17 protein-coding genes are annotated in these 21,078 nt (G+C 32.2%); all 17 read right to left on the bottom strand.

Translation table 11 applies throughout. The features are described from left to right. Positions 1-16 precede the first annotated feature (16 nt). Positions 17-868 (bottom strand): IS3 family transposase, encoded by an 852-nt coding sequence (locus tag BN2746_RS06590; protein ID WP_231718348.1) that lies wholly within the window; start codon positions 866-868, stop codon positions 17-19. Beyond that, a complete protein-coding gene (locus BN2746_RS06585) occupies positions 832-1,398 on the bottom strand; it encodes a helix-turn-helix domain-containing protein (RefSeq protein ID WP_055078991.1) in 567 nt (188 codons plus the stop codon). The genes BN2746_RS06590 and BN2746_RS06585 overlap by 37 nt, the downstream gene beginning before the upstream one ends. 328 nt (positions 1,399-1,726) lie before the next feature. Continuing rightward, entirely contained in the window at positions 1,727-2,545 is an 819-nt protein-coding gene (locus tag BN2746_RS06580; protein WP_055078990.1) for a DUF169 domain-containing protein, read from the bottom strand. An 893-nt stretch (positions 2,546-3,438) separates the two neighbouring features. Then, positions 3,439-5,067: an ABC transporter substrate-binding protein gene (locus tag BN2746_RS06575; protein WP_055078989.1), complete on the bottom strand. Its 1,629-nt coding sequence runs from the start codon at positions 5,065-5,067 to the stop codon at positions 3,439-3,441. 29 nt (positions 5,068-5,096) lie between these two features. Further along, positions 5,097-6,002 carry an ATP-binding cassette domain-containing protein gene (locus BN2746_RS06570; protein WP_055078988.1) on the bottom strand — a complete coding sequence of 302 codons (906 nt, stop codon included), beginning with the start codon at positions 6,000-6,002 and terminating at the stop codon, positions 5,097-5,099. A gap of 7 nt (positions 6,003-6,009) precedes the next feature. Then, positions 6,010-6,981 (bottom strand): ABC transporter ATP-binding protein, encoded by a 972-nt coding sequence (locus tag BN2746_RS06565; RefSeq protein WP_055078987.1) that lies wholly within the window; start codon positions 6,979-6,981, stop codon positions 6,010-6,012. Between the two features lie 2 nt (positions 6,982-6,983). Further along, the gene (locus tag BN2746_RS06560) at positions 6,984-7,757 is read right to left on the bottom strand and encodes an ABC transporter permease (protein ID WP_197273094.1); all 774 of its coding nucleotides are present in this window, start codon (positions 7,755-7,757) and stop codon (positions 6,984-6,986) included. Positions 7,758-7,812: 55 nt separating this feature from the next. Next, on the bottom strand, positions 7,813-8,766 hold the full coding sequence (locus tag BN2746_RS06555) for an ABC transporter permease (protein ID WP_055078985.1): 954 nt from the start codon (positions 8,764-8,766) through the stop codon (positions 7,813-7,815). Positions 8,767-9,349: 583 nt separating this feature from the next. Next, complete coding sequence (gene tnpA / locus BN2746_RS06550) at positions 9,350-9,805, bottom strand: IS200/IS605 family transposase (protein ID WP_055078984.1); 456 nt, start codon at positions 9,803-9,805, stop codon at positions 9,350-9,352. A 208-nt stretch (positions 9,806-10,013) separates the two neighbouring features. After that, on the bottom strand, positions 10,014-10,508 hold the full coding sequence (gene nrdG, locus BN2746_RS06545; RefSeq protein ID WP_055078983.1) for an anaerobic ribonucleoside-triphosphate reductase activating protein: 495 nt from the start codon (positions 10,506-10,508) through the stop codon (positions 10,014-10,016). Then, a complete protein-coding gene (gene nrdD, locus BN2746_RS06540) occupies positions 10,508-12,628 on the bottom strand; it encodes an anaerobic ribonucleoside-triphosphate reductase (protein ID WP_055078982.1) in 2,121 nt (706 codons plus the stop codon). Before nrdD ends, nrdG begins: the two co-directional genes overlap by 1 nt. 261 nt (positions 12,629-12,889) lie before the next feature. Next, positions 12,890-13,789, bottom strand: coding sequence for a polysaccharide deacetylase family protein (locus tag BN2746_RS06535; protein ID WP_055078981.1), 900 nt, complete (start codon positions 13,787-13,789; stop codon positions 12,890-12,892). Positions 13,790-13,800: 11 nt separating this feature from the next. Further along, positions 13,801-15,009: a S41 family peptidase gene (locus BN2746_RS06530; protein ID WP_055078980.1), complete on the bottom strand. Its 1,209-nt coding sequence runs from the start codon at positions 15,007-15,009 to the stop codon at positions 13,801-13,803. 126 nt (positions 15,010-15,135) lie between these two features. After that, positions 15,136-15,912: a uridine phosphorylase gene (gene udp, locus BN2746_RS06525; protein WP_055078979.1), complete on the bottom strand. Its 777-nt coding sequence runs from the start codon at positions 15,910-15,912 to the stop codon at positions 15,136-15,138. Positions 15,913-15,915: 3 nt separating this feature from the next. After that, positions 15,916-18,234: a S8 family serine peptidase gene (locus tag BN2746_RS06520; RefSeq protein WP_055078978.1), complete on the bottom strand. Its 2,319-nt coding sequence runs from the start codon at positions 18,232-18,234 to the stop codon at positions 15,916-15,918. A 51-nt stretch (positions 18,235-18,285) separates the two neighbouring features. Beyond that, positions 18,286-20,136, bottom strand: coding sequence for an ATP-binding protein (locus tag BN2746_RS06515; RefSeq protein WP_055078977.1), 1,851 nt, complete (start codon positions 20,134-20,136; stop codon positions 18,286-18,288). Further along, a complete protein-coding gene (locus BN2746_RS06510) occupies positions 20,136-21,077 on the bottom strand; it encodes a DNA double-strand break repair nuclease NurA (RefSeq protein WP_055078976.1) in 942 nt (313 codons plus the stop codon). Before BN2746_RS06510 ends, BN2746_RS06515 begins: the two co-directional genes overlap by 1 nt. Position 21,078 lies beyond the last annotated feature (1 nt).

Genomic DNA, 21,078 nt, shown 5'->3' with positions numbered 1-21,078 from the left:
CACATTATTAAATTAATTATTTGCAAGAGGATGCTAACCTATATTTTATAGGTGGCATCCATTTTGTTTTTGATTGAATTCTTTCGTTATTGTAATAATATATATATTCCTCAATTGTTTTTGAAAATTCTTCAAAAGAACTATAGCTCTTTTCATAACCATAAAAAACTTCATTTTTTAACCTACCAAAAAATGTTTCCATTATTGAGTTATCATAACAATTGCCTTTCCTTGACATTGATTGTTTTATGCCATGTTTTTTAAGTTCATTTACGTAATAATTATGTTGGTATTGCCAACCTTGATCTGAATGAAGTATCAAGTCATTTAGTTTTGGAAATTTGCTAAATGCTTTTGTTAACATATTAGATATTTGTTTTAAATTAGGACTTAAGGATAAATCGTAAGAGATAATCTCGTTGGTATACATATCAAGTATTGGAGAAATGTAGCATTTACCCCATGAGAAGTTAAATTGAGATACATCAGTGGTCCATTTTTGTAGAGGTCTATCTGCATTGAAATCTCTATTTATTATATTATCAGCTACTTTACCTGTTTTTCCCTTATATGAGTGATATTTTTCTTTAGGTCTTTTTCCAAATAGTTTTAGTTCATGCATTATCCTTTGAACTCTTTTATGATTTATTGTATATCCTTGATTCAATAATTCTCTATATACTCTTCTGACACCGTATCTTCCTTTATGATAGGTGAATATCTCAGATATCTTATTTTCTATATGCTTATTCCTAATACTAACAACATCAACTTTTTTCATTTCAAAATAGTATGTTGACCTTGGCAAATCAATAGCTATTAAAAGATATTTTAGTTTGTATCCTTTGTCTTTGAGTTGTTTGACAATCGCTGCTTTTTCGCCTTGAGTTGCGCAGCGTAACGTTTTTCTCTCAAGGCGATCTCTTTTTTTATTATTTCGTTTTCTGCCTTTATATATTCATTTTCTGCTCTAAGTCTTATTAACTCTTCTCTTTCAGATTCATTAAGTTCTTTTGGTTTATGGATATTTGTCTTTTTCATGGTTGTATTTTTAGATTTACGACCTTTCTTCTTATTTACAAGACCATTATATCCATAAATTTTGTAATTGTTAACCCATGAATAAAGTTGTCCCTCATTAATTCCGTTTTCTATTGCAGTAGACTTTATTGATTTTCCAGCTATCACTTTAGATACAATTTCTAATTTCTCATCAGGTGTCCAATTGATATTATTTCCATGTTTTAAAATTTCTGGTCCATGAACTTCTTCTAACCTAAACCACTTTCTAATCGAATCATGAAAGTTTTTTTCTTCAACTCCTTCAGGTGTATCAGGCCATTTACCTTCTCTGTACGACTCTACGCACTCTTTTTTGAATTCATAACTATATTTCATAAAAATACCCTCATTACTGGATTGTCCAGTAAAGAGGGTACATATCATTTATACATACCCCCAACAGTTTCTTTTGTTCCGAAAGAAAGTATGGTGTGACTCCCTATAATCTACAATTTAAACAGGAATGTTCTACTCGTAAGTATCAAGCTTCATCGTTTTTAGTGTAAGGGACCCATATGGTTATATATCCTAATATAAACCATATCCATCTCAATTCTTGTGGTGTTTATATAAAAGGAATAACCTTAATAACAATCATAGTGCTCCCCATACAATTTCATATATAACGCTATTCAAGTGTCACATCAGACAATAATCATATTTTCTAATTTCCAATGTTTTTGTTTATTTTTTTTACAAAATCATCGTATTCATCTAATTTTTTTCCGTAATTTAAGGTTTTATCGATTTTAATACCTAATTCATCGTCATTATCTAAACGCTTTAAAAGAGCATCTTTTTCTTTTGCACTTGCAACTGGATTTACGGTCATAATAATTCCTTCTACAACAGCATCAAACTGATGAATCGGCATTCCAACGCCTAATTCTCCTCTAGAACATTTCATGTATTTACGAGCACCTTCACACATTAAAGAAACGTTCAAATCATTTTTAAAGTATGGTTTGGAAGTCAAATCAGAACAAGCCGCCTGATTTCCTAAAGTTCTTATATTTTTAGGCATTCCATATTTGTAAGCATATCCTTGCAATATTCTCATAACATTTGCTGCATCTGTGACAATAATCGCAATATCTGCATCTCCCATTTTTTGTAATGGTCCTATTAATAATCCATAAGCATCATGCTGAAGGTAGCACATTTCTTCTGTTATACTTCTTGAAATTGCATTACTTTCATATAAGCCACAAGCACCATAACTACTTCCTCTTGCAATACTAATATCTGCCTTTTTAATTCCTGTCGCATATGCACCATAATCGCAAAAAAAGTTTTTCTCTGTTAACTTAAACATCATTCCATCCATAGCTCGTTTTAACATGTTGCAATATGTTGTTTTCAAACCATATTCTTCAACATCTATCTGGTCATATTCTTCTTTATAGTAAAGAAACTTTACTCCGATAATTTCTCGTTGAAGGTCTAAAATTTTTATTATTTTATTAACATTACTATCTTTCATTTTTTTCTCCAATTTATTACGATTTGTCACTACAAAAATCAAGGCTCTAGTTATCAGAGCCTTGCGTGAGTGTAGTATTATTTCTCCATTCATCTTTTTACGGAATTCATTTGCCATTTTAGCATACTTTTTCAAGCCAGTCCCGTAATTATTTTATTATCTAACTAAATAGCTAAGTCAATGAAATTTATTTTCACCGATTTTGCAATTCTTTGTTTAACTTTGAACATTTACCAGGTTAATTATCATTACAATCATATCTCCATAGAATCATACATATGAATTTAGATATATATAGACAACTCATATTTATCAAAAAGTCCATAATTCTTGTACCTTTACAAATTAAATAAATATTTTTACCAATATTATTGTATATCTTTGAAACCATTTTCGAACACATCGCCTAGTTTTCGTAAAATGAAAGATTCTATCGTGAGCCATATTGATATGCATAGGTCTGCATTACTCTCATAATTACTTCTGCAAATTCGGCAATAATTACAATATTTACACTGTCAGTTTCTACTAAAGGTCCCACCTTAATTCCATAGATATCTTGTCGTTATGTTTCATTGTTTTTCCAATATCTTTTGTAATTATTGTTGACTTACACAAACCAGAATATTCAAAGCTTTTTCCTTATATCATAGTCATACCAAGTTTTTCTATCCATATGGCCTCTCTCGCATAATCGCAATTTCTTTTATCTTATAATAATCCCCATCAATGACATTTCTCACATGAGCAAAAAAGGAACCTGGTTTTTCTGCTTTTGCTACATCTCTTTCATCATAACATTCCTTAAAATCTAGTAATTCCACACATAATATGATGTTTAAGAGCAAGTGCCAACGTTATCCGAATCACATTATTGTCTTTCATAAAAACTCCTATTTTTTATCAGCAAGCCATGTACTCCAAAAGTAAGACTGTCCATATGCCTGGAATCCCTGTAAATTATCACTAATCGCATGAAGTCTGATATCATTGAAGCTCTTAAGGTATGGACAACAATCCCAAAATTTAGCATAAAACTCTTTTACAAGTTCGTATCTTGCGTCTTGATCTATCTCTATAGACATTTTTTCAAAAATAGCATCCATTTCTGCAGATTCTTCATCATCCCAAGCTGTTATCCATCCATTTGTTCCTGTCCAAGGTTCAAAGACCTGTGGATCTGGATTCATATCACTCCATCTAGATAATACTATATTCCATTTTCCTGCAGATCTGTAATCCTGGAAAGTAGCTGTATCATATAATTCAACTTCTGAATTGATTCCTATAGCCTTCAACTGATCCTGAAGTACTAATGCACCATTACTTGTATAAAGGTCTCCTTTGTCAGACATGATTACTATTTTTTCCCCATTATATCCAGATTCTGCCACAAGTTCTTTTGCTTTTTCAACATCTTTTGCGTTGTAAATTCCTTCGCCTGCAGTAGCATCATACCAAATACTTCCTTTAGTGAACCAAGAACCATCCTGTACATACCAGAATGCTTCATCTCCAACCTGTGCTTTTGCTAATGCTTCGTTATCTACTGAATAAGCAACTGCTTGTCTAAGTAATTTACTATCAAATGGAGCTATCCCACAGTTAAAAGCAATTACATTAATTGTACCATTTGCACAGGTAACTGGTGAAACGCCTTTATAGTTTTCAATTTCTTCATATCTATCCGTAGATATTTCATCTGCAAATGCATATAATCCACTTTCAAGCCCTGCGATACGTACACTTTCTTCAGGTACGAATTCGATAATGATTCTGTCAAGATATGCTGTTCTTTCACCTGCAAGGCCAGAAAGTTCTCCTTCTGCTGGAGTATAGTTTTCATTTCTTGCTAATACAACTTTCTGATCTAACGCAAGTTCTTCAACTATATATGGCCCTGTACCAATATGTTTTGTAATTACATCAGTACCAAACTGATCTACAATTTCTTTCTTTCTAACTACAAGCTTCTGACTAGATACAGGAGATGCAATTGTACTAATAAATGGAGCATATACTTCATTTAATGTAATTACAACTTCATAATCGTTTACAATTTCAACACTTTTAACTTTATCCGCGATTGAAATACCAGCAGCATTTACTAAAAGCCATCTTTCAATAGACGCTTTAACGTCTTCAGCTACCATTTCTTCCCCGTCAGAGAATAAGACACCTTTACGAAGTTTAATTGTATACACTAATCCTGTATCATCTGTTTCATAAGATTCTGCAAGGTAAGGTTTTGGTTCTCCACTTGCATCAAATTCAAATAATCCTTCATAAATATGGTTTGTTACTGCTGTTGTTTCCCAAGTAGTTCCCTGATCTTGGTCAAGACTTGATGGAGCATTTGCTAAAGCAATTGTGATTTCTCCACCAAACTTATCGCCCGCAGATGTTTCTTGAGAAGCTTCTTTTCCACCTTTAGTTCCTTTTTTACTTCCACATCCTGCAAGGGTGCTAAGAACCATAACTGCTACAAGCATAATGGAAATAAGTCTTTTAATTTTGCTCATTCTTTTTCCTCCTAAAATAATTGTTTATGTTAAATATTCTGTAGTGTATAATGTGTTTCAGACAAATATATACGTTTATCAGATTTGAGACGCACATTTTCTATTGCCTCATTATACTTATTATCATAATAAGATTTCTCATATTCCCTTCCTTCATTTCCCTCATTAATAGTTGGAATCGACTCCAACAATAATTTGGTATATATATGCGAAGGATTGGCAAATATTTCTTCTGTAGTTCCTTCTTCTACAATCTTACCCATACACATAACAGCAATTCTATCACTCATATAGCGAACTACAGATAAATTATGAGAAATAAAAATATATGTAAAATTATATTTCTTCTGTAAATCTTTTAATAATTTTAATATTTGTCCTTGTACAAGTAAATCAAGTGCAGACACTGGCTCGTCACAAATAATCAATTCTGGTTGTGTAGCAATCGCTCTTGCAATAACAATTCTCTGTCTTTGTCCTCCGGAAAATTCATGTGGATATTTGTCTAGGTCTTTCACATCAAGTCCTACACTTATAATTAATTCTTCAATAATATCTTCTACTTTTTCTTCTATATGCTTACGTGAAGCAACCGCTTCTTCTAATAGCTTTCTTATTTTCATTCGTGGATTCAATGATGCAAAAGGATCCTGAAAAATCATTTGTATAGAAGAACGCATTTTACGAAACTCTTTTGTAGACATGTCAGATATATCTATGTTATTAAAAAATATCTTCCCCGAATCTGCCTGTAGCAATTTAATGATTAATCTTCCAGTTGTTGTTTTCCCACAGCCTGATTCACCAACTAGTCCGTAAGTTTCTCCTCTTCGTAATTGAAAAGAAAGATTATTTACAGCTTTAGTTCTTTGCTTTTTGGAAACAAACTCCTTATTCAAATGTTCTGTTTTTAAAATAATTTGATTATCTAACATCTTACGTTTAATCCTTTACATAATTCCAACACTTCACATAGCCTTCACCACATTCTTTTTTTATTAATGGTGGTCTTTCCTGTAAACATCTATCATGACAAAATTCGCATCTTTGTGCAAATTTACAGCCTTTAATTTCATCTTCTGGTCTTGGAACATTACCAGATAAAATTGATAACTCTTTACATCCATCATTTAATTCTTTCGCTGCAGTAATTAACATTTTGCTATACGGATGCATTGGACTATTCATAATATTTTCTCGCGAATCTTCTTCCAGAATCTCTCCTCCATACATTACGCAAATTCGCTCAGAAAGCATGGAAATAACTCCCATATCGTGAGAAATGATTAATAATGACATATTATTTTCACGAACAAGCCTTTTAATAATATGGAGTATCTGTAATTGGATTGTCACATCTAACGCAGTTGTTGGTTCATCAGCTATCAGTAATTGTGGATTACAGGAAATAGACAACGCAATGACAACTCTCTGGCACATCCCACCAGATAACTGATGTGGGTAACACTTTAATACTCTCTCTGGTTCTTTGATACCTACATCTTTCAAAAGTTCCAGACATCTGGCCTTAATCTCTTCTTTTGACATATGCAAATTATTCTTCATCGGAGCTGACAATTGCTGTTCTATTGTAAATACTGGATTTAATGCAGTGCTAGGTTCCTGAAAAACCATTCCAATTTTCTTTCCGCAAATGCTTCTCAATTCTTTTGGTGGAAGCTTATTTAAACATACGTCTCCAAAAAAAATATTTCCTTCTCTAACTTTAATATTTGAATTTGTTAAGCCAAGTATGCTTAAAGCCGTAATGCTTTTACCACATCCTGATTCACCTATAATTCCTACTGTTTGTCCTTTATTGACTAAAACCGATACATTATCAGTAATTCTCAAGTTTTTAGTATTACTCTCTGCCTCTATTGATACATTTTCCAGTTTTAATAAACATTCCATAACTAACCTCTGTTTTTACGTCTTGGATTAAGAATATCCTGCATACCATCTCCAAGCATATTTAATGCAAGAACAATCCATGCAATAATTAATCCAGGAAAAGTAATTATCCAAGGACCTGTGCTAATATAATTACGTCCATCATTAACCATGCCTCCCAAACTAGGTGTGGGTACTTTAATGCCTACTCCAAGGAAACTTAATATTGACTCATGTAAAATTGCCATTGCAAAAGTATACGTAATCTGGACCAATACCTGCGATGCAATATTTGGCAATATATATTTCATGATTATATATGAATCTGTCTTACCAAGTACAATTGCTGATTTTACATACTCTTTACCTAATACCTGTAAAGTGACATTCCTTGAAACACGTGCAATAGCTGGAAAGTAGGAAATGGATAACGCAATTACAATATTTTTTGTACCTGCACCTAAAATTCCTGCTAACGTAATTGCAAGAATAATTGTTGGAAATGCCATAATCCCATCTACAAATCTCATAATAAACTTTGATGTCTTTGGATAATATGCTGCTATTACTCCAGCCATGACTCCTACAATTCCACTAATTATGGCAACTAATAAACCTATAAATAATGAAACGCGAATTCCTATAATAACTCGTGCAAATACATCTCGCCCTACATCATCCGTACCCATCAAATGTTCCGCTCCTGGTGCTTGTAAACGAATTAGCGGATCAGTCACTAATGGATCATGCTGAACTTTGAAACCTCCAACAATACTTACAATAATAGGTATACACATCAATATGATTCCCAAAACAAAATATGAATTGAAATTTTTTCTGATTTTCAAAATTTTACTCATTTTCGTACCTTACTTTTGGATCTAATATCGCACATAACACATCTGTTAACATATTTACTACGATAAATACCATAGATATAAATAGTAATATTCCTTGGATTAATGGATAATCTCTATTTAGAATAGAGGTAATTGCCAAACTCCCAATTCCTGGAATATTAAAAATTTGCTCAATAACTACAGCTCCTGCTAATAGGCCTGCAAAACAAAATCCAATTACTACTGCAACTGACGCTAATGCATTTTTTAATGCATAATAATACACTACAATATATTCTTTAATCCCCGCGGCTCTAGCTGTTCTCAAGTAATCTTGTTCTAAAATCTCCAACATTGTACTCTTTGTCATTCGTCCAATCTGTCCACTATACATAATACCTAAGATGATTCCTGGAAGCCTCAAATCTGATAACGCCTTTTTCAAGCCTGAACTTGCAATGTTGTTATATCCTGCCACTGGAAAGATATGTAGTTTCACAGCAAATACCTGTATCATAATAATTGCAATCCAGAATGCTGGAATTGATATTGATATCAAAGACAAAATATACAATCCTTTTTCTGTAAACTTCCCTTTTTTTATAGCAGATAGTACCCCTAATGGAATTCCCAAAAGTATGCTAATGATTGTACCAATTATTGCCAGTAAAAAAGTCGGTTCAATACTTTTTAAAATAATATCTAAAACAGGTTCTGTCAACCTAAGGGATTCTCCAAAATCCAAATGAACAACACCTTTGAGCCAAATTACAAACTGTTCTATTACTGGTTTATCAAGATTCAAACGTTCTTCTACCCTTTGAATTTGCTCTATCGTAGCTCTGTCACCTAACATCGTCCTTACTGGATCACCCGGCATGATATGAATCACAAAAAAAGAAAACACCATCACCATGACAATTAATGGTATTGAATATAATATTCGACGATAGATATATCTGATCATGTAACTCCACCCTTCCTTCAAAGAATTTGATCTACAACAACATTAAAATAAGTTTCTAATACCAAACTACATACAAACCACAAAACTATAAATTCAAAAATCAAACATATTTGTCCTATTATACACATTTTCTTACTTGTTTTTATCAAGAAGTATATCTTTTCATAGCCTCACTTATGGTTTCAATTGTACCAAGTTGCTATCTATAAATATGTGAAACCATTATTTTTCCAAATATAAATAGCAATTTTTTCTTTTATCTTGTATTTTTAAGTTATCACACCAATCAATCACATATTTACAAGAACTATTATATATAATTTTTCATAGTTTTTCAAACTCAACAACTACTCATATTATTTTTCCCATCCATAGCCTCATTATGAAATGTAACTGTTTCACTTGTTTCAATTTTATTGCATAGACGAAATTGTAAAATCATGACCACCGTAAAACGGGTGGTTTGTTCAAGGGCTATAAGCCCGAGTGATACCAACCAGCGTCTCAAGGCGCTGGTTTTCACTCTGTTCAAACCTAACTGTTTTTGCCACTTTAGCCTATCCCTGAAAGGGATTTTTAATTTCTATTTCCCAAATGGATCTGTATATTCTTTTACACTCAATTTATCAAGTGCTATATCGTGTTGCTCTTGCTCTCTTATATATTTTGCTATTGTCTTTTCATTCAATCCCACTGTGCTCACATAATATCCTTCTGCCCAAAAATGACGATTGCCAAATTTGTATTTTAAATTCGCATGTCTGTCAAACATCATCAAGGCACTTTTTCCTTTTAAATATCCCATAAAACTTGATACTGATATTTTAGGTGGAATACTTACTAACATGTGTACATGGTCCGGCATCATATGCCCTTCTATTATTTCTACTCCTTTGTATTTGCAAAGTAATTTGAATATTTCTATGAGACTTTCTCTATATTGATTAAATATCACTTTTCGTCTATACTTTGGGGTGAAGACTATGTGATACTTGCACATCCATTTTGTGTGAGATAATGAATTAGTTTTATTTGGCACAAAATCACCTCTTATTATATTAGGTCTGAACAACTCTACTATAATACTTGGTGATTTTTTTGGTTTAACCTAACAACGCCTACCCGCATAGCGGCGGGGAGTTTATTATTTCGTTCGCAAGCGAACTCAACAGACTAAATTCCTTAATTAAAAAAGCAGGTGCAAATGCACCCACTTTGTCAACAGTCTGAGAGATGGAAAACCATCTCTAAATTTTAATCTCTATAACTTCATTCAATTTCAAAGTTTTTTTTAAGTCGATTATTCTTTGGTTTGAAGAACCCCTAAATTTTAATTTCAAATCTTTTAAATCTTCAACAAATGGACCATCAACCAATACATCACAGTTTTCTAAAATCTTTTTAGAGTCCATATCTTTAATTAGTTTTTCATAGACGTATCCAGAAAAAATCCAAATGTTTTTATCGGTGTTAGCTCTTATATATTCTACCTTTTCACAAAGCTCATGTGCATTGTCAAACGGTTCTCCTCCAAGTATAGTAAGACCTTCAACTTCTTCTTTAGAAAGATTTTTCAAAATTTTTTCCGTAACTTCATCTGTCCACACATTTCCAAACTCAAAGTCTTGATACTCAGGGTTAAAACAATTTTTGCATCCAATGGTGCATCCTGTTACAAATATTGTAGTCCTTATACCTGGCCCATTTGCCACATCATAATCTCTAATCTGAGCAAATCTCATTAGATGTGAAGAACCCTTTCTTTTATTTCCTTAGTCCTTCCCTCGTTCCAGAAATTTTCTCCAAGGTAACCACAAGTTCTTCTTGTTACATTCATCTTTGAAGTGTCTTGGTTATGACATTGTGGGCAGGTCCAGTTATTATTTTCATCAAGAACTATTTCTCCGTCATATCCACAAACTTGGCAGTAGTCAGATTTTGTATTAAACTCTGCATATTGAATGTGATCATAAATATATGAAACCATAGTTTCAAGAGCTTCTAAGTTGTGTGACATATTTGGAATTTCAGCGTATGAGATACATCCTCCTCTTGATAGATCTTGGAATTGTGCTTCAAACTCAAACTTTGAGAACACATCAATTTTTTCTCTAACATCAACATGGAATGAGTTTATATAGTATCCCTTATCTGTAACGTCCTTTATAACTCCAAATCTCTTTCTATCAATGGAATTGAATCTATGAGTAAGAGACTCTGCAGGTGTGCCATAAAGCGCAAAGCCCAGGCCTGTTTCTTTTTTCCACTCATTTACCTTTTCATTTAACTTCTTCATAACTTTTAAAGCAAACTCTGTTCCCTTAGGGTCAGTATGGCTTACTCCCTTAGTTAATAAAGTAGCTTCGTAAATTCCAATATAGCCAAGGGTTACAGTTGCATAACCATTAATTAATAGTTCCTGAATAGATTCATGTTTTCCAAGTCTTGCTATGGCACCATGTTGCCAGTGGATTGGACTTGAATCGGAATTTGCTCTTTGTAACAATTCATATCTTAACATGCAGACTTTTTTACAAAGTTCAAGTCTCTTTTCTAAGATATGGAAGAATTTTTCTTCACTACCTTCAGCAAGTATACCAATTTGTGGAAGATTTATTGTAACAACACCCATGTTGAATCTTCCGTCAAATTTGTAATTTCCCTTATCATCTTTCCACGGAGAAAGGAATGCTCTACATCCCATTGGTGAAAATACATTTCCTTCATAGTTTTCTCTCATCTTCTTAGCTGAGATGTAATCAGGGTACATTCTCTTTGCAGTACATCTTATAGAAAGTGCTGTTAAGTAGTAGTACTTACTGTCCTTATGGATGTTATTTTCATCCAATACATATATCAATTTAGGGAATGCTGGTGTTACATATACACCAACTTCGTTTTTTATACCTTCAATTCTTTGTTTTAAAATTTCCTCAATTATTCTTGCAACTTCTTCTTCATATTCGCTACCGTCTTCAATATGCATAAATAGTGTAACGAATGGAGCTTGTCCATTACTTGTCATTAGGGTATTTATTTGATATTGAATAGTTTGAATACCTGACTCTAAGTCCTTTTGAGTCATCTCTTCAGCCATTTTTTCAGCTAAAGTAAGGTCCTTCATAACACTAAGCGCAAGATTTAAATTCTTTTCATAAGATCTTCTTAAATACTTTCCTAAACACTTGATGTCAATACTTTGACCACCATATTGATTTGAAGCAATCTGTGCAATAATTTGGGTCATTACATTACATGCAACTTGAAATGACTTTGGAGATTCAATCATCTTGCCATTAACCACAGTTCCATTGTCAAGCATATCCTTCATGTTGACTAAACAACAGTTAAACATAGGTTGCACAATATAATCCATATCGTGAATATGTATTGCACCTTCATCATGGGCTTGAATTAGTTCTACAGGGATAATCTTTCTTCTTGCTATATCTTTAGAAACTTCCCCAGCAATTAAATCTCTTTGAGTTGAAGCGATGTATGCATTCTTGTTTGAATTCTCCTTCATCAACTCATCATTTTCAGTTTCAAGTAACCCTATAATACTGTCGTCTGTAGTATTTCTCTCTCTTTTATAAGTTTGAACTGCTTTATAGTTTTCATAAGATCTTGCAGTAGCAGGATTGTTATTTTGAAGAAGTTTATAATAAACTTGGTCTTCAATATCAAAAATAGACATAGTTCTTCCAGTGGTCTTTGCAAAATCTTCTATTTCAGAAGCTATTTTTTCTGCAAGTCCTTCTTCAAAAACTCCTGTACTTGAATTCATTGCCTTTTCAATCGCAACAACTATTTTATTTTTATCAAACTCAACTAAATTTCCATCTCTCTTTTTTACTTTCATTTTAATCACCTGCTATAATTCTATAAGATATGTCCATATATAGCAACCACTAAATGTAGACAGCACTATATATAGTTGTTGCAACTATGCACTACCTTTGAATAATATTTACACATGTCCTAACATATAGCCATGTGTAATGAGTAAATATTCACATAAAAAAGTTTTAACAAATTATTCTTGTGGAAATTTTTTTACTAAAAAACAAAAACCAACAATTGAAAATAAATACAATTGCTGGTTTAGTATTAGCTATTTATTTTATTTAAATTTTCCAAACTTGTAACCCAAGTCTTTATAGTAGGCTATTATTTGAGGAAGTGCCTGTATAGTAAGCTCTTTTGAAGCATTGTCATGCATAAGTATTACTTGCATATTGGTTGTTGAACCCTCTGTTAACTGCTTAACCATAGTGAACATTCCTTCTGCTGTGGAAGGTCTTCTTGACTTAGGTTCTGCATCACCTGTCATATTGTTCCAATCCACCCACTCAACGCCTTTTGCCTTCAAAGCTGCATCTGCTTCTTCTAAATTGTTCCATGACATATGTCCACCTGGATATCTCCATGTCCCAAAATTAAAGTCATTACCTAAATATTTTTTTGCCACTTGATCTATTTTATCAAAATCTGAAATAATATTATCTTTGTTCCCTACTCTTCCTGGATATAGATAACTATAGTCATGTCCATAGCTATGTGCCGCCACAGTATGACCATCATCGTACATCTTCTTAACTATATCTTTTGTGTTGTCATTTATATACTGACCTTGTAGGAAAAATGTACCAGGAACTTTGTTATCATTTAGTATTTGCAAAATTCTCAGTGAAGATGAAGTATCTGGTCCATCATCAAAGGTTAAAAAAACAACTTTTTCTCCAGTATACTCTTTTTGTTTTCTTATTATGTCGCTAACTTCTCCCGCGTCGTATATAGCATCCTTATATGGATCTTTTACCTTAGGTTCTGTTGGTACAGTTTCAGAAGGTTTTTTATTTTCAGTTGCCTTTTCTTTCTTGGATTGTTTTTTTTCAATAGCTACCTTTTTAATCTCTGCATCTCTTTTTGAAAAAGATTTTTGCTCTTTAATAAATATTCCAACAACTAAAGCTAAAAGTACGATTGACAATCCAATTATTATTCCTTTTAGTTTATTCAACTAATCATCTCCTAATCTTTTTGTAATATTTCAATAGCTTTTTTCAATTGAGTATCTGTGTCTATGAAATCAGGCCCAAAATTTATTACATCATCTGGCAATTTGACTTCTACATCTGGCTTAACACCAATTTTATGAATTTTTTTATCCTTTGGAGTGAAATACTCTTGAACAGTAAGTTTTATTGCCCCTTCATCATTAATTCCAAAGCTCTTTGCTGGAGCAATTGTTTGAACAATACCCTTTCCATAAGTATTTTCTCCAACTATAGTAGCTTTTTCATAATCTTTAATGGCTCCTGTCAATATCTCTGAAGCAGATGCGGAACCTCCGTTTGTCAGAACAACCATAGGTATATTCTCTTCCTTCGCATCTGACATATCGACTTCCTCTTTTTTATTTTTATCGACAGTCTTTACTATAGGTCCTTCTGGAAGTAGATAATCTGCTATCTTAACACAACTATCTTTAAGTCCTCCTGGATTATTTCTAAGGTCTAAAATAATTCCCTTTACATTTTGATCCTTTAACTTTTCATAATTTTCTGTAAATTCCTCAAAAGTATGCTCTCCAAATTGTGATATGTGTAAATAACCCAAGTCATCTATAACTTTAGATTCAACTGTTAAAAGTTTAATCTTCTCAATTTTTATATCCACGTCGATACTATCATATGCACCACTTGCGTTTTTTCTTTTTATTACAAGCTTTACATCATCTCCATCTTTTCCTTTCATTATTGCCGTCGCTTCATTAAGTTTATCTCCTGGATATGCTTCTCCATTTATAGAATAGATAATATCATCAGGCTTTATACCTGCTTTAAAAGCTGGAGAGTCTTTAATTGGGGACACAACTTTTATTAGATTGTCCTCCGTCACGGTTATAAAAATTCCTACACCTTTGTATTCCCCTGATGTAGATTCTTTAAAAGAACTAAACTCCTCTTTGGTTAAATACTCGGAATATGGATCGTTAAGTCCTTTAAAAAGCCCTTTGTAAACTTCATCTTCAAGTTTTCTTTCATCTATGTCAAATAGAAAGTACTTGTCTATCACTGCCTTCATTTGATCGGTCTTAGAGTATATGTTAAAATCATTTTTATTTAAAATAATTTTGTCGCCAGAAGTTATTGCAATCTTATTTCCTAAAAAGAATGAGCCTAACATTAAAGCAATGACCAATATTGTCATAAAGACAAATTTAAAACCTTTTTTCATATTTCACCTCTAATTATATTAACATAAAATTAAATTTTAAATTATTACAAATTTCTTACAAAATTCATATTAATTGAGCTTTTATTCTGTGCTTTTCATTTTAATATTATATAAAAAAAGTGTGACTTAATCACACTTATCTTTTCTAATTTGAATCTTTAGCGCTTCGATAGATGCTTTTATTACTCTGTCAATATCTTCAAAAAGTTCATTTGTCATACCTTGTTTTTGTCTTTCTTGGTTGTTTATACATAGAAAGAGTGCTCCTGCTTTAACTTTTCTATAAGATGCCACTGTAAAAAGCGTTGATGATTCCATTTCGGAAGCTAAAGAGCCAAGTCTTAACCATGCATTCCATTTATTTTCAAGTTCAAAGTAAACTGGTTTTGTCTCTGGACTATGTTGTCCATAAAATGAATCCTTACTTTGAACAACTCCAACATGGTGTTTTAATTTTAAATTCTTCGCCGCTTCTATTATTGAACTACAAACTTCAAAGTTTGATATAGCTGGAAATTCTATTGGTGCATACTCCCTTGAAGTACCGTCCATTCTTATAGAACCTGTCGCAATAACCAAATCTCCAGACTCTACATCTAAGTCCATTCCCCCACAGGTTCCAACTCTTATAAAAGTGTCTGCTCCAATATTTGCAAGTTCTTCCACCGCAATTGCTGTAGATGGTCCACCTATTCCAGTAGAGCATACTGTGACAAGTTCTTCATCTAAATATCCATTATAGATTGCATATTCTCTGTTGTATGAAACTTCTACTGGATTGTCAAAATAGTTTGATATTAACTTTGCTCTTTTAGGGTCTCCGGGAAGAAGTACATATCTTCCCACATCCCCTTTTTTTAGTTTTATGTGAAATTGTTCATTTCCTAAAATTTCTTTTGTCATTTCCTACTCCAAACTGGTTATCATATCAAAAATATTGTATAAGTTTTTTACTGTAACAGAACTTGTTCCACCAAGTATATAAAAATCGGTAATATTCTTTTTACTGTAGAATGAGATTACTCCATCGGTTAAATAATCTTGAGGAACAATTTGCAGCGGTGCAGATAATTTTCCAAGCACAGGTCCTATTGCAAGTGCATCTGCTACATTATATCCATTTGCAAAAAATATTGGATTATATTCTTCATAATAGTTTTCGTTAACCTTAGTTCCAGTTAAAAATCTGTCAGTTCCACTAATTCTCTTTACTTCTTTTATCCCAATTGAATTTAATTCATTTTCTACTGATAAAGATACTGTGGAATCTCCTCCAACAATTGTTACTTTTTCTATGCCATATGACTTCAACATATTCTTTGTTGAAGAGCTTATGGAATCTTTAGCTGTAAAGATTACAGGTATTCCATCTCTTGATGATACAGACACTATATTTATAGAGTCCGCTTCAATATATCCATTTACCAAAAAGACCTCTTTCTTATTTGAAATATCGGTTCTTCTTGCTATCTCCAGTGACGTTTCTATTCTATTTTTACCTGAAACCCTTTCTACTTCAGCATATGATTTTAATTCTTCTTCAAGAGATTTACCAATTGTTGATACTCCGCCTATGATGATAATCTTCTTAGGTTGAAGTTTGTTTAAAGTAACTTTAGTATTTACACTTAAGTTATGATCAGGTATTAACAATAGTGGTCCATTTTCAAATTTAGTTAAAGATCCCATACTAAGACCATCTGAAAATGAATTTTGATTAGTTACATAAACATATTCTGATGTATCATAAAATTTATTTGCAATTTCTAATGAAGTCTCAGATCTATTTTTCCCACTTATCCTTTGTTCTCCTGAAAACTTATTGTATTTCAATGACAACTCTACAGCTTTGAGTGCATCCACAAGTCCATACCCGTAACCCATGTTAGGACTGGTTTGGAATTTACTATCTGTAAGTGGCTTTGCTGTTAAAGTTAAAATATTTTTCATTTGAGCATTGTCTATATTTCTATTAGCTTCCAATATTAGAGCCATTATACCTGTTACATTTGGTGTTGCAAGGGAAGTTCCCTTCCACAATGAGTAGGTGTTCTCTGAATCTGATGCATATACATCAACCCCAGGAGCTACAAGTTCAGGCTTTATTATTGATCTTGAATCATCAAGTGGTGATGGACCACGTTTTGAAAAATATGCTAAGTTATTATTTCTGTCCACAGCCCCAACGGAAATTGTCTTTAAGTTTGAAGCTGGATAGTCTATTGTTCCAAGTTTGTTATTTTGTTCCTTGTTACCAGATGCAAAAATAGGTATAATACCTGCGTTTATCCAAGCGTCAATCATTGGATCAAACCACTTTTCTAAAGTATTTTTCCCCCATGAGTTATTGATTATATTTGGAGCAAGTTCTGCTCTTCCACCAGGAGCTAAAAACCATTGCGCTGCTTTCAAGATATTGCTATTATTTGTTGTCTTACCCTTAAATGCTCTCGCTGATATCCATTTCGCTTTAGGGGCAACACCTATATTTTTACCTACAGCTAATGATACAACTGCAGTCCCATGCCCAGAACCAGAAGATATTGGTTTTTCAGATTCCCCAAAAACATCATACCATGATGTGGATATACCTTCTGTATGACCTCTCCAGTTATCATAAATCTCATCATTTTTATACATGGAACCTTCTAAATCCACTCCACTATCCAAAAAACCTATTACTATATCTGTACCAAAAAGTTTATACTTATCTCTAACATCTAAAACATTGGTATTTTTTAAATCCCAATTTTTGTCGCCTGATACATGGTTTTGATTTTCCTTGTCAAAGTCTTTAAGTTCTACATTTCCATTTTCAACAACTTCTACAATATTATCTAACTTTATAACTTCTTTTATTAAAGAAGTATCACCTTTAAGTCTTATAGAATTAGTAATATAAAAAGATTCTACCTCTTTAACTCTATCGCTATTTTCTTCAATAATTTCAAAAGCTTTCTTTTGAGATAGGCTTGCATTTTCCTTTAACTCTTTAATATAAGCTTTTCTTTGGCTAACTTGGTTTGATTTAGAACCTGAAAGATCAACTTTAGTTTCATTATTTTTTTCGTCTTCAAAAGTAATTAATACATCAAGTTCTTTTTCACTTTCAATCTTATTTAAAAGTGAATCTGAAATTGTCTTATTATTTCCCTTGCTTACAGTTACAGTTATTGTTGTTAAAAAAATAGTAATTGCCATTATAAATGAAATTATTCTTTTCATATTACTCTCCCAAAATATTATTTTTTCAAATTGTTAAAATTTAAATCTCTATTAATTTTCTTCATTCAGAATATATTTAACCAAAAGTCCCCTTTCTTTGATAAGATACCCTTTGTCAGTTAAATCTTCTAAAATATTTTTAAGTTGATCTACTGTGTAAACCTTACCTTTGTTTTCTTGTATGTCTTTACATACAGACATCAAATTTAATTCATTAACAGGTAAAAAATCTTTAATCATATCTATCATATCAGAAATGGATTGTTCTTGTCTATTATAAAGCTCATCAAAAGGATTTTCTCCATGGGGAGTAAGTGTGTGGGAAGCTCTGACTCTCACATACATAGTTCTTCCTATGGCAGACTCTGATAAAAATACATCTCCTGTCTTTAGGTATGGAAGTCTATTTGTTTGTTCTATAGAAAGATCAGTTTCTTCTTTTATAGTTTGAATATCTGTTGACCTTGTTGTTCTGTATATAAACTTTGTATTTAACTGCGCAGTAATGGTATTATCTAACAGTGATGGTCTTTGAGTAGCCAATACTAAAAATACTCCGTATTTTCTACCCTCTTGGGCTATTTCTCTCAAGACGTACTTTGAACTCAAATCTCCATTTCCATCAAAACTCTGTGGTGCAAAGTTGTGTGCCTCGTCGGTGATTATAAAAAATGGTGGAAAGTAATCTATACTTTTTTCATTTATAATGCTATCTTTATAATCCCTTCTAAGATCGTATAGGCTATTAATTATATACGTGGAGTACACTTGAATTATCTTTACAGAACCTTGTATAACTGCGATCTTTCCCATTTTAATGCAGTCATATACAAGTTTTGAGTCATGTTCGAAAATCTTTAGCTTTAATAGTCTATTAAATCTCCAACTCACCCCAAAAACAGAACTTGGCGGACATTTGTCATTGAATGTATTATATACTTTTAACATCTCTTCTAAGTTCTTTCTCTCTTCACCTTCGGCAAAGTTAATCATTTCTAAAATTTTTTGAGAGTTTCCAATCTTTTGTCCGTCAATTAAACGCTGCAATCGATTCGAAAAACTTTGAAGAGAATCATTTGGCTTGTGGAGATTTTCTATAACAGACTCCATCCCTTCAGTAAGTTTTGATGATGTCCCAATTAACGCTTTTAACTGCCTTGTATTTATATCTGTAAATCTTATTCCCGTGTTATCTCCAATGACAAACTTTGAAAAGTTTGCACTATAGTCGGGACCATATCCGTCTTTAGACCTTAATGTAAAATCCATTTCATAATGAGGGTCTAAAATTATTCCTGGAACATTTTTTTGCATTAGCTCTTCTATTAGAACCCTAAGTCCATATGACTTACCCGAGCCAGAGCCACCAAAAATACCTATGTGCGGATATTGATGCATACCATATAAATTCAATAGATATGGCAGTTCTCTTTGTTCTTTAAACTCTCCATCTTCTAAAGTTAAGCATAATTTTTTATATTCAAAAGGACAGGTTTTAAAAATATCATCAGTATTTCTTATCACACCAATATTCAAAGTTTTATTTAATGTCTCTGTCATAAAATATTTTTTTACTTCTTCAAAAAATGGTACCCTACAAGATGATCCTGTCTCTATTGGGTAGTTATTTTCTTCTAAAAGCCTTATCTTGCCAAGGTAAATTGTATCTTCTTCAAGATTGAAACCAAGGGAAACAAGATTTTCAATCAGTTCTTGATTTAACATTTCTCCCTCTTTAGGCATAGTAATATAGCGATTATAGGTGTGGACTTCTACAACTTCTCCAAGTATATCCTCTAATGGGTCTTCAATTATTAAAAATTCATTAATTCTAAATTTTCTATCATTTGAACCAACATATGCTTCCTGTTGGTCCGTCATTCCAATTATCTTTATATCCATTACATGCTCCTCTTATCTCTTTGGCTATGAAATAATAATTCAAATCTATTCTTTGTGATATAACTTTCAGATAGATACTTCATTTTTTTATTGGTTACTCTTGCTTTCATATCCACTATATCAAGTATATATGGTATTCCTCTACTTTTCTTATCCGTAAGGGAAAGAACAAGACTCAATACATCTTCTATCTTTGAAAACTGTTCTTCTACCATATCAACAGCAATTACCGTTGGATCAAAGGATGATCTCAAAAATGACGATCTTATTTTATAACTATCCTTTCCAGACTCTCTTTCATTAGGAACAAAAGCCTCTTTATAATCAAGACAGTTGAACAAAAATTCTCTATCATAGAAGAAATCTGTATTATAATCATCTTTTATATTCTCATAAACTATATTTGTCTTTATATCCTCAATTATTCCAACAATAAAAATATTTTTTTCTATTGCCTTTTTCTTTAATTCTTCCCATTTATCTTCACTTAATATTCTATATCTTATTAGTGATCCATCCATCATTATTACAGATGGATTATCCTCTATTGCTTCAATAGCAGCTTCAAGTTCAACATCTGCCAAGAGTTTATCCAAAGTTTTATTCTCTTCATATATATCTATATCTTCAAGCAGTGGACAGTAAACCTCTACCGCTTCTTTGGCATCTTTAATATCCTTAATTGCAAGTCCCCTAAAGATTTGAATGTAATGTGGAAAAGCTCCTCCATATCTATTTGTTGAACCATCAACCGCATAAACTCCTCCAGCTTTTTTAAGTTCTTCAAGCTTTTCCTTAGTCATAGTATCAGTTTTTTTAAAGGAACCAAAATTTTTTAATATTTTCTTTTTTTCAAATACAGTAAAAGAGTCCAATAGAAAATATTTCCTATTCAACTCTTCATTTAGTGTCTTTAGTTTAGATATAATTTTATCTTCCATG

Source organism: Lagierella massiliensis (assembly GCF_001407835.1).
Classification (GTDB): domain Bacteria; phylum Bacillota; class Clostridia; order Tissierellales; family Peptoniphilaceae; genus Mediannikoviicoccus; species Mediannikoviicoccus massiliensis.
This window is presented reverse-complemented; position numbering and strand designations above follow the sequence as displayed.

Excerpts from the sequence above, each read along its gene's own strand:
- udp (WP_055078979.1), bottom strand. The coding sequence starts at position 15,912 with ATGACAAAAGAAATTTTAGGAAATGAACAATTTCACATAAAACTAAAA.
- BN2746_RS06515 (WP_055078977.1), bottom strand. The coding sequence starts at position 20,136 with ATGGATATAAAGATAATTGGAATGACGGACCAACAGGAAGCATATGTT.
- BN2746_RS06510 (WP_055078976.1), bottom strand. The coding sequence starts at position 21,077 with ATGGAAGATAAAATTATATCTAAACTAAAGACACTAAATGAAGAGTTG.
- BN2746_RS06560 (WP_197273094.1), bottom strand. The coding sequence starts at position 7,757 with ATGTGTATACCTATTATTGTAAGTATTGTTGGAGGTTTCAAAGTTCAG.
- BN2746_RS06530 (WP_055078980.1), bottom strand. The coding sequence starts at position 15,009 with ATGAAAAAAGGTTTTAAATTTGTCTTTATGACAATATTGGTCATTGCT.
- BN2746_RS06580 (WP_055078990.1), bottom strand. The coding sequence starts at position 2,545 with ATGAAAGATAGTAATGTTAATAAAATAATAAAAATTTTAGACCTTCAA.
- BN2746_RS06585 (WP_055078991.1), bottom strand. The coding sequence starts at position 1,398 with ATGAAATATAGTTATGAATTCAAAAAAGAGTGCGTAGAGTCGTACAGA.
- BN2746_RS06570 (WP_055078988.1), bottom strand. The coding sequence starts at position 6,002 with ATGTTAGATAATCAAATTATTTTAAAAACAGAACATTTGAATAAGGAG.
- nrdG (WP_055078983.1), bottom strand. The coding sequence starts at position 10,508 with ATGAGATTTGCTCAGATTAGAGATTATGATGTGGCAAATGGGCCAGGT.
- BN2746_RS06575 (WP_055078989.1), bottom strand. The coding sequence starts at position 5,067 with ATGAGCAAAATTAAAAGACTTATTTCCATTATGCTTGTAGCAGTTATG.
- nrdD (WP_055078982.1), bottom strand. The coding sequence starts at position 12,628 with ATGAAAGTAAAAAAGAGAGATGGAAATTTAGTTGAGTTTGATAAAAAT.
- BN2746_RS06555 (WP_055078985.1), bottom strand. The coding sequence starts at position 8,766 with ATGATCAGATATATCTATCGTCGAATATTATATTCAATACCATTAATT.
- BN2746_RS06520 (WP_055078978.1), bottom strand. The coding sequence starts at position 18,234 with ATGAAAAGAATAATTTCATTTATAATGGCAATTACTATTTTTTTAACA.
- BN2746_RS06565 (WP_055078987.1), bottom strand. The coding sequence starts at position 6,981 with ATGGAATGTTTATTAAAACTGGAAAATGTATCAATAGAGGCAGAGAGT.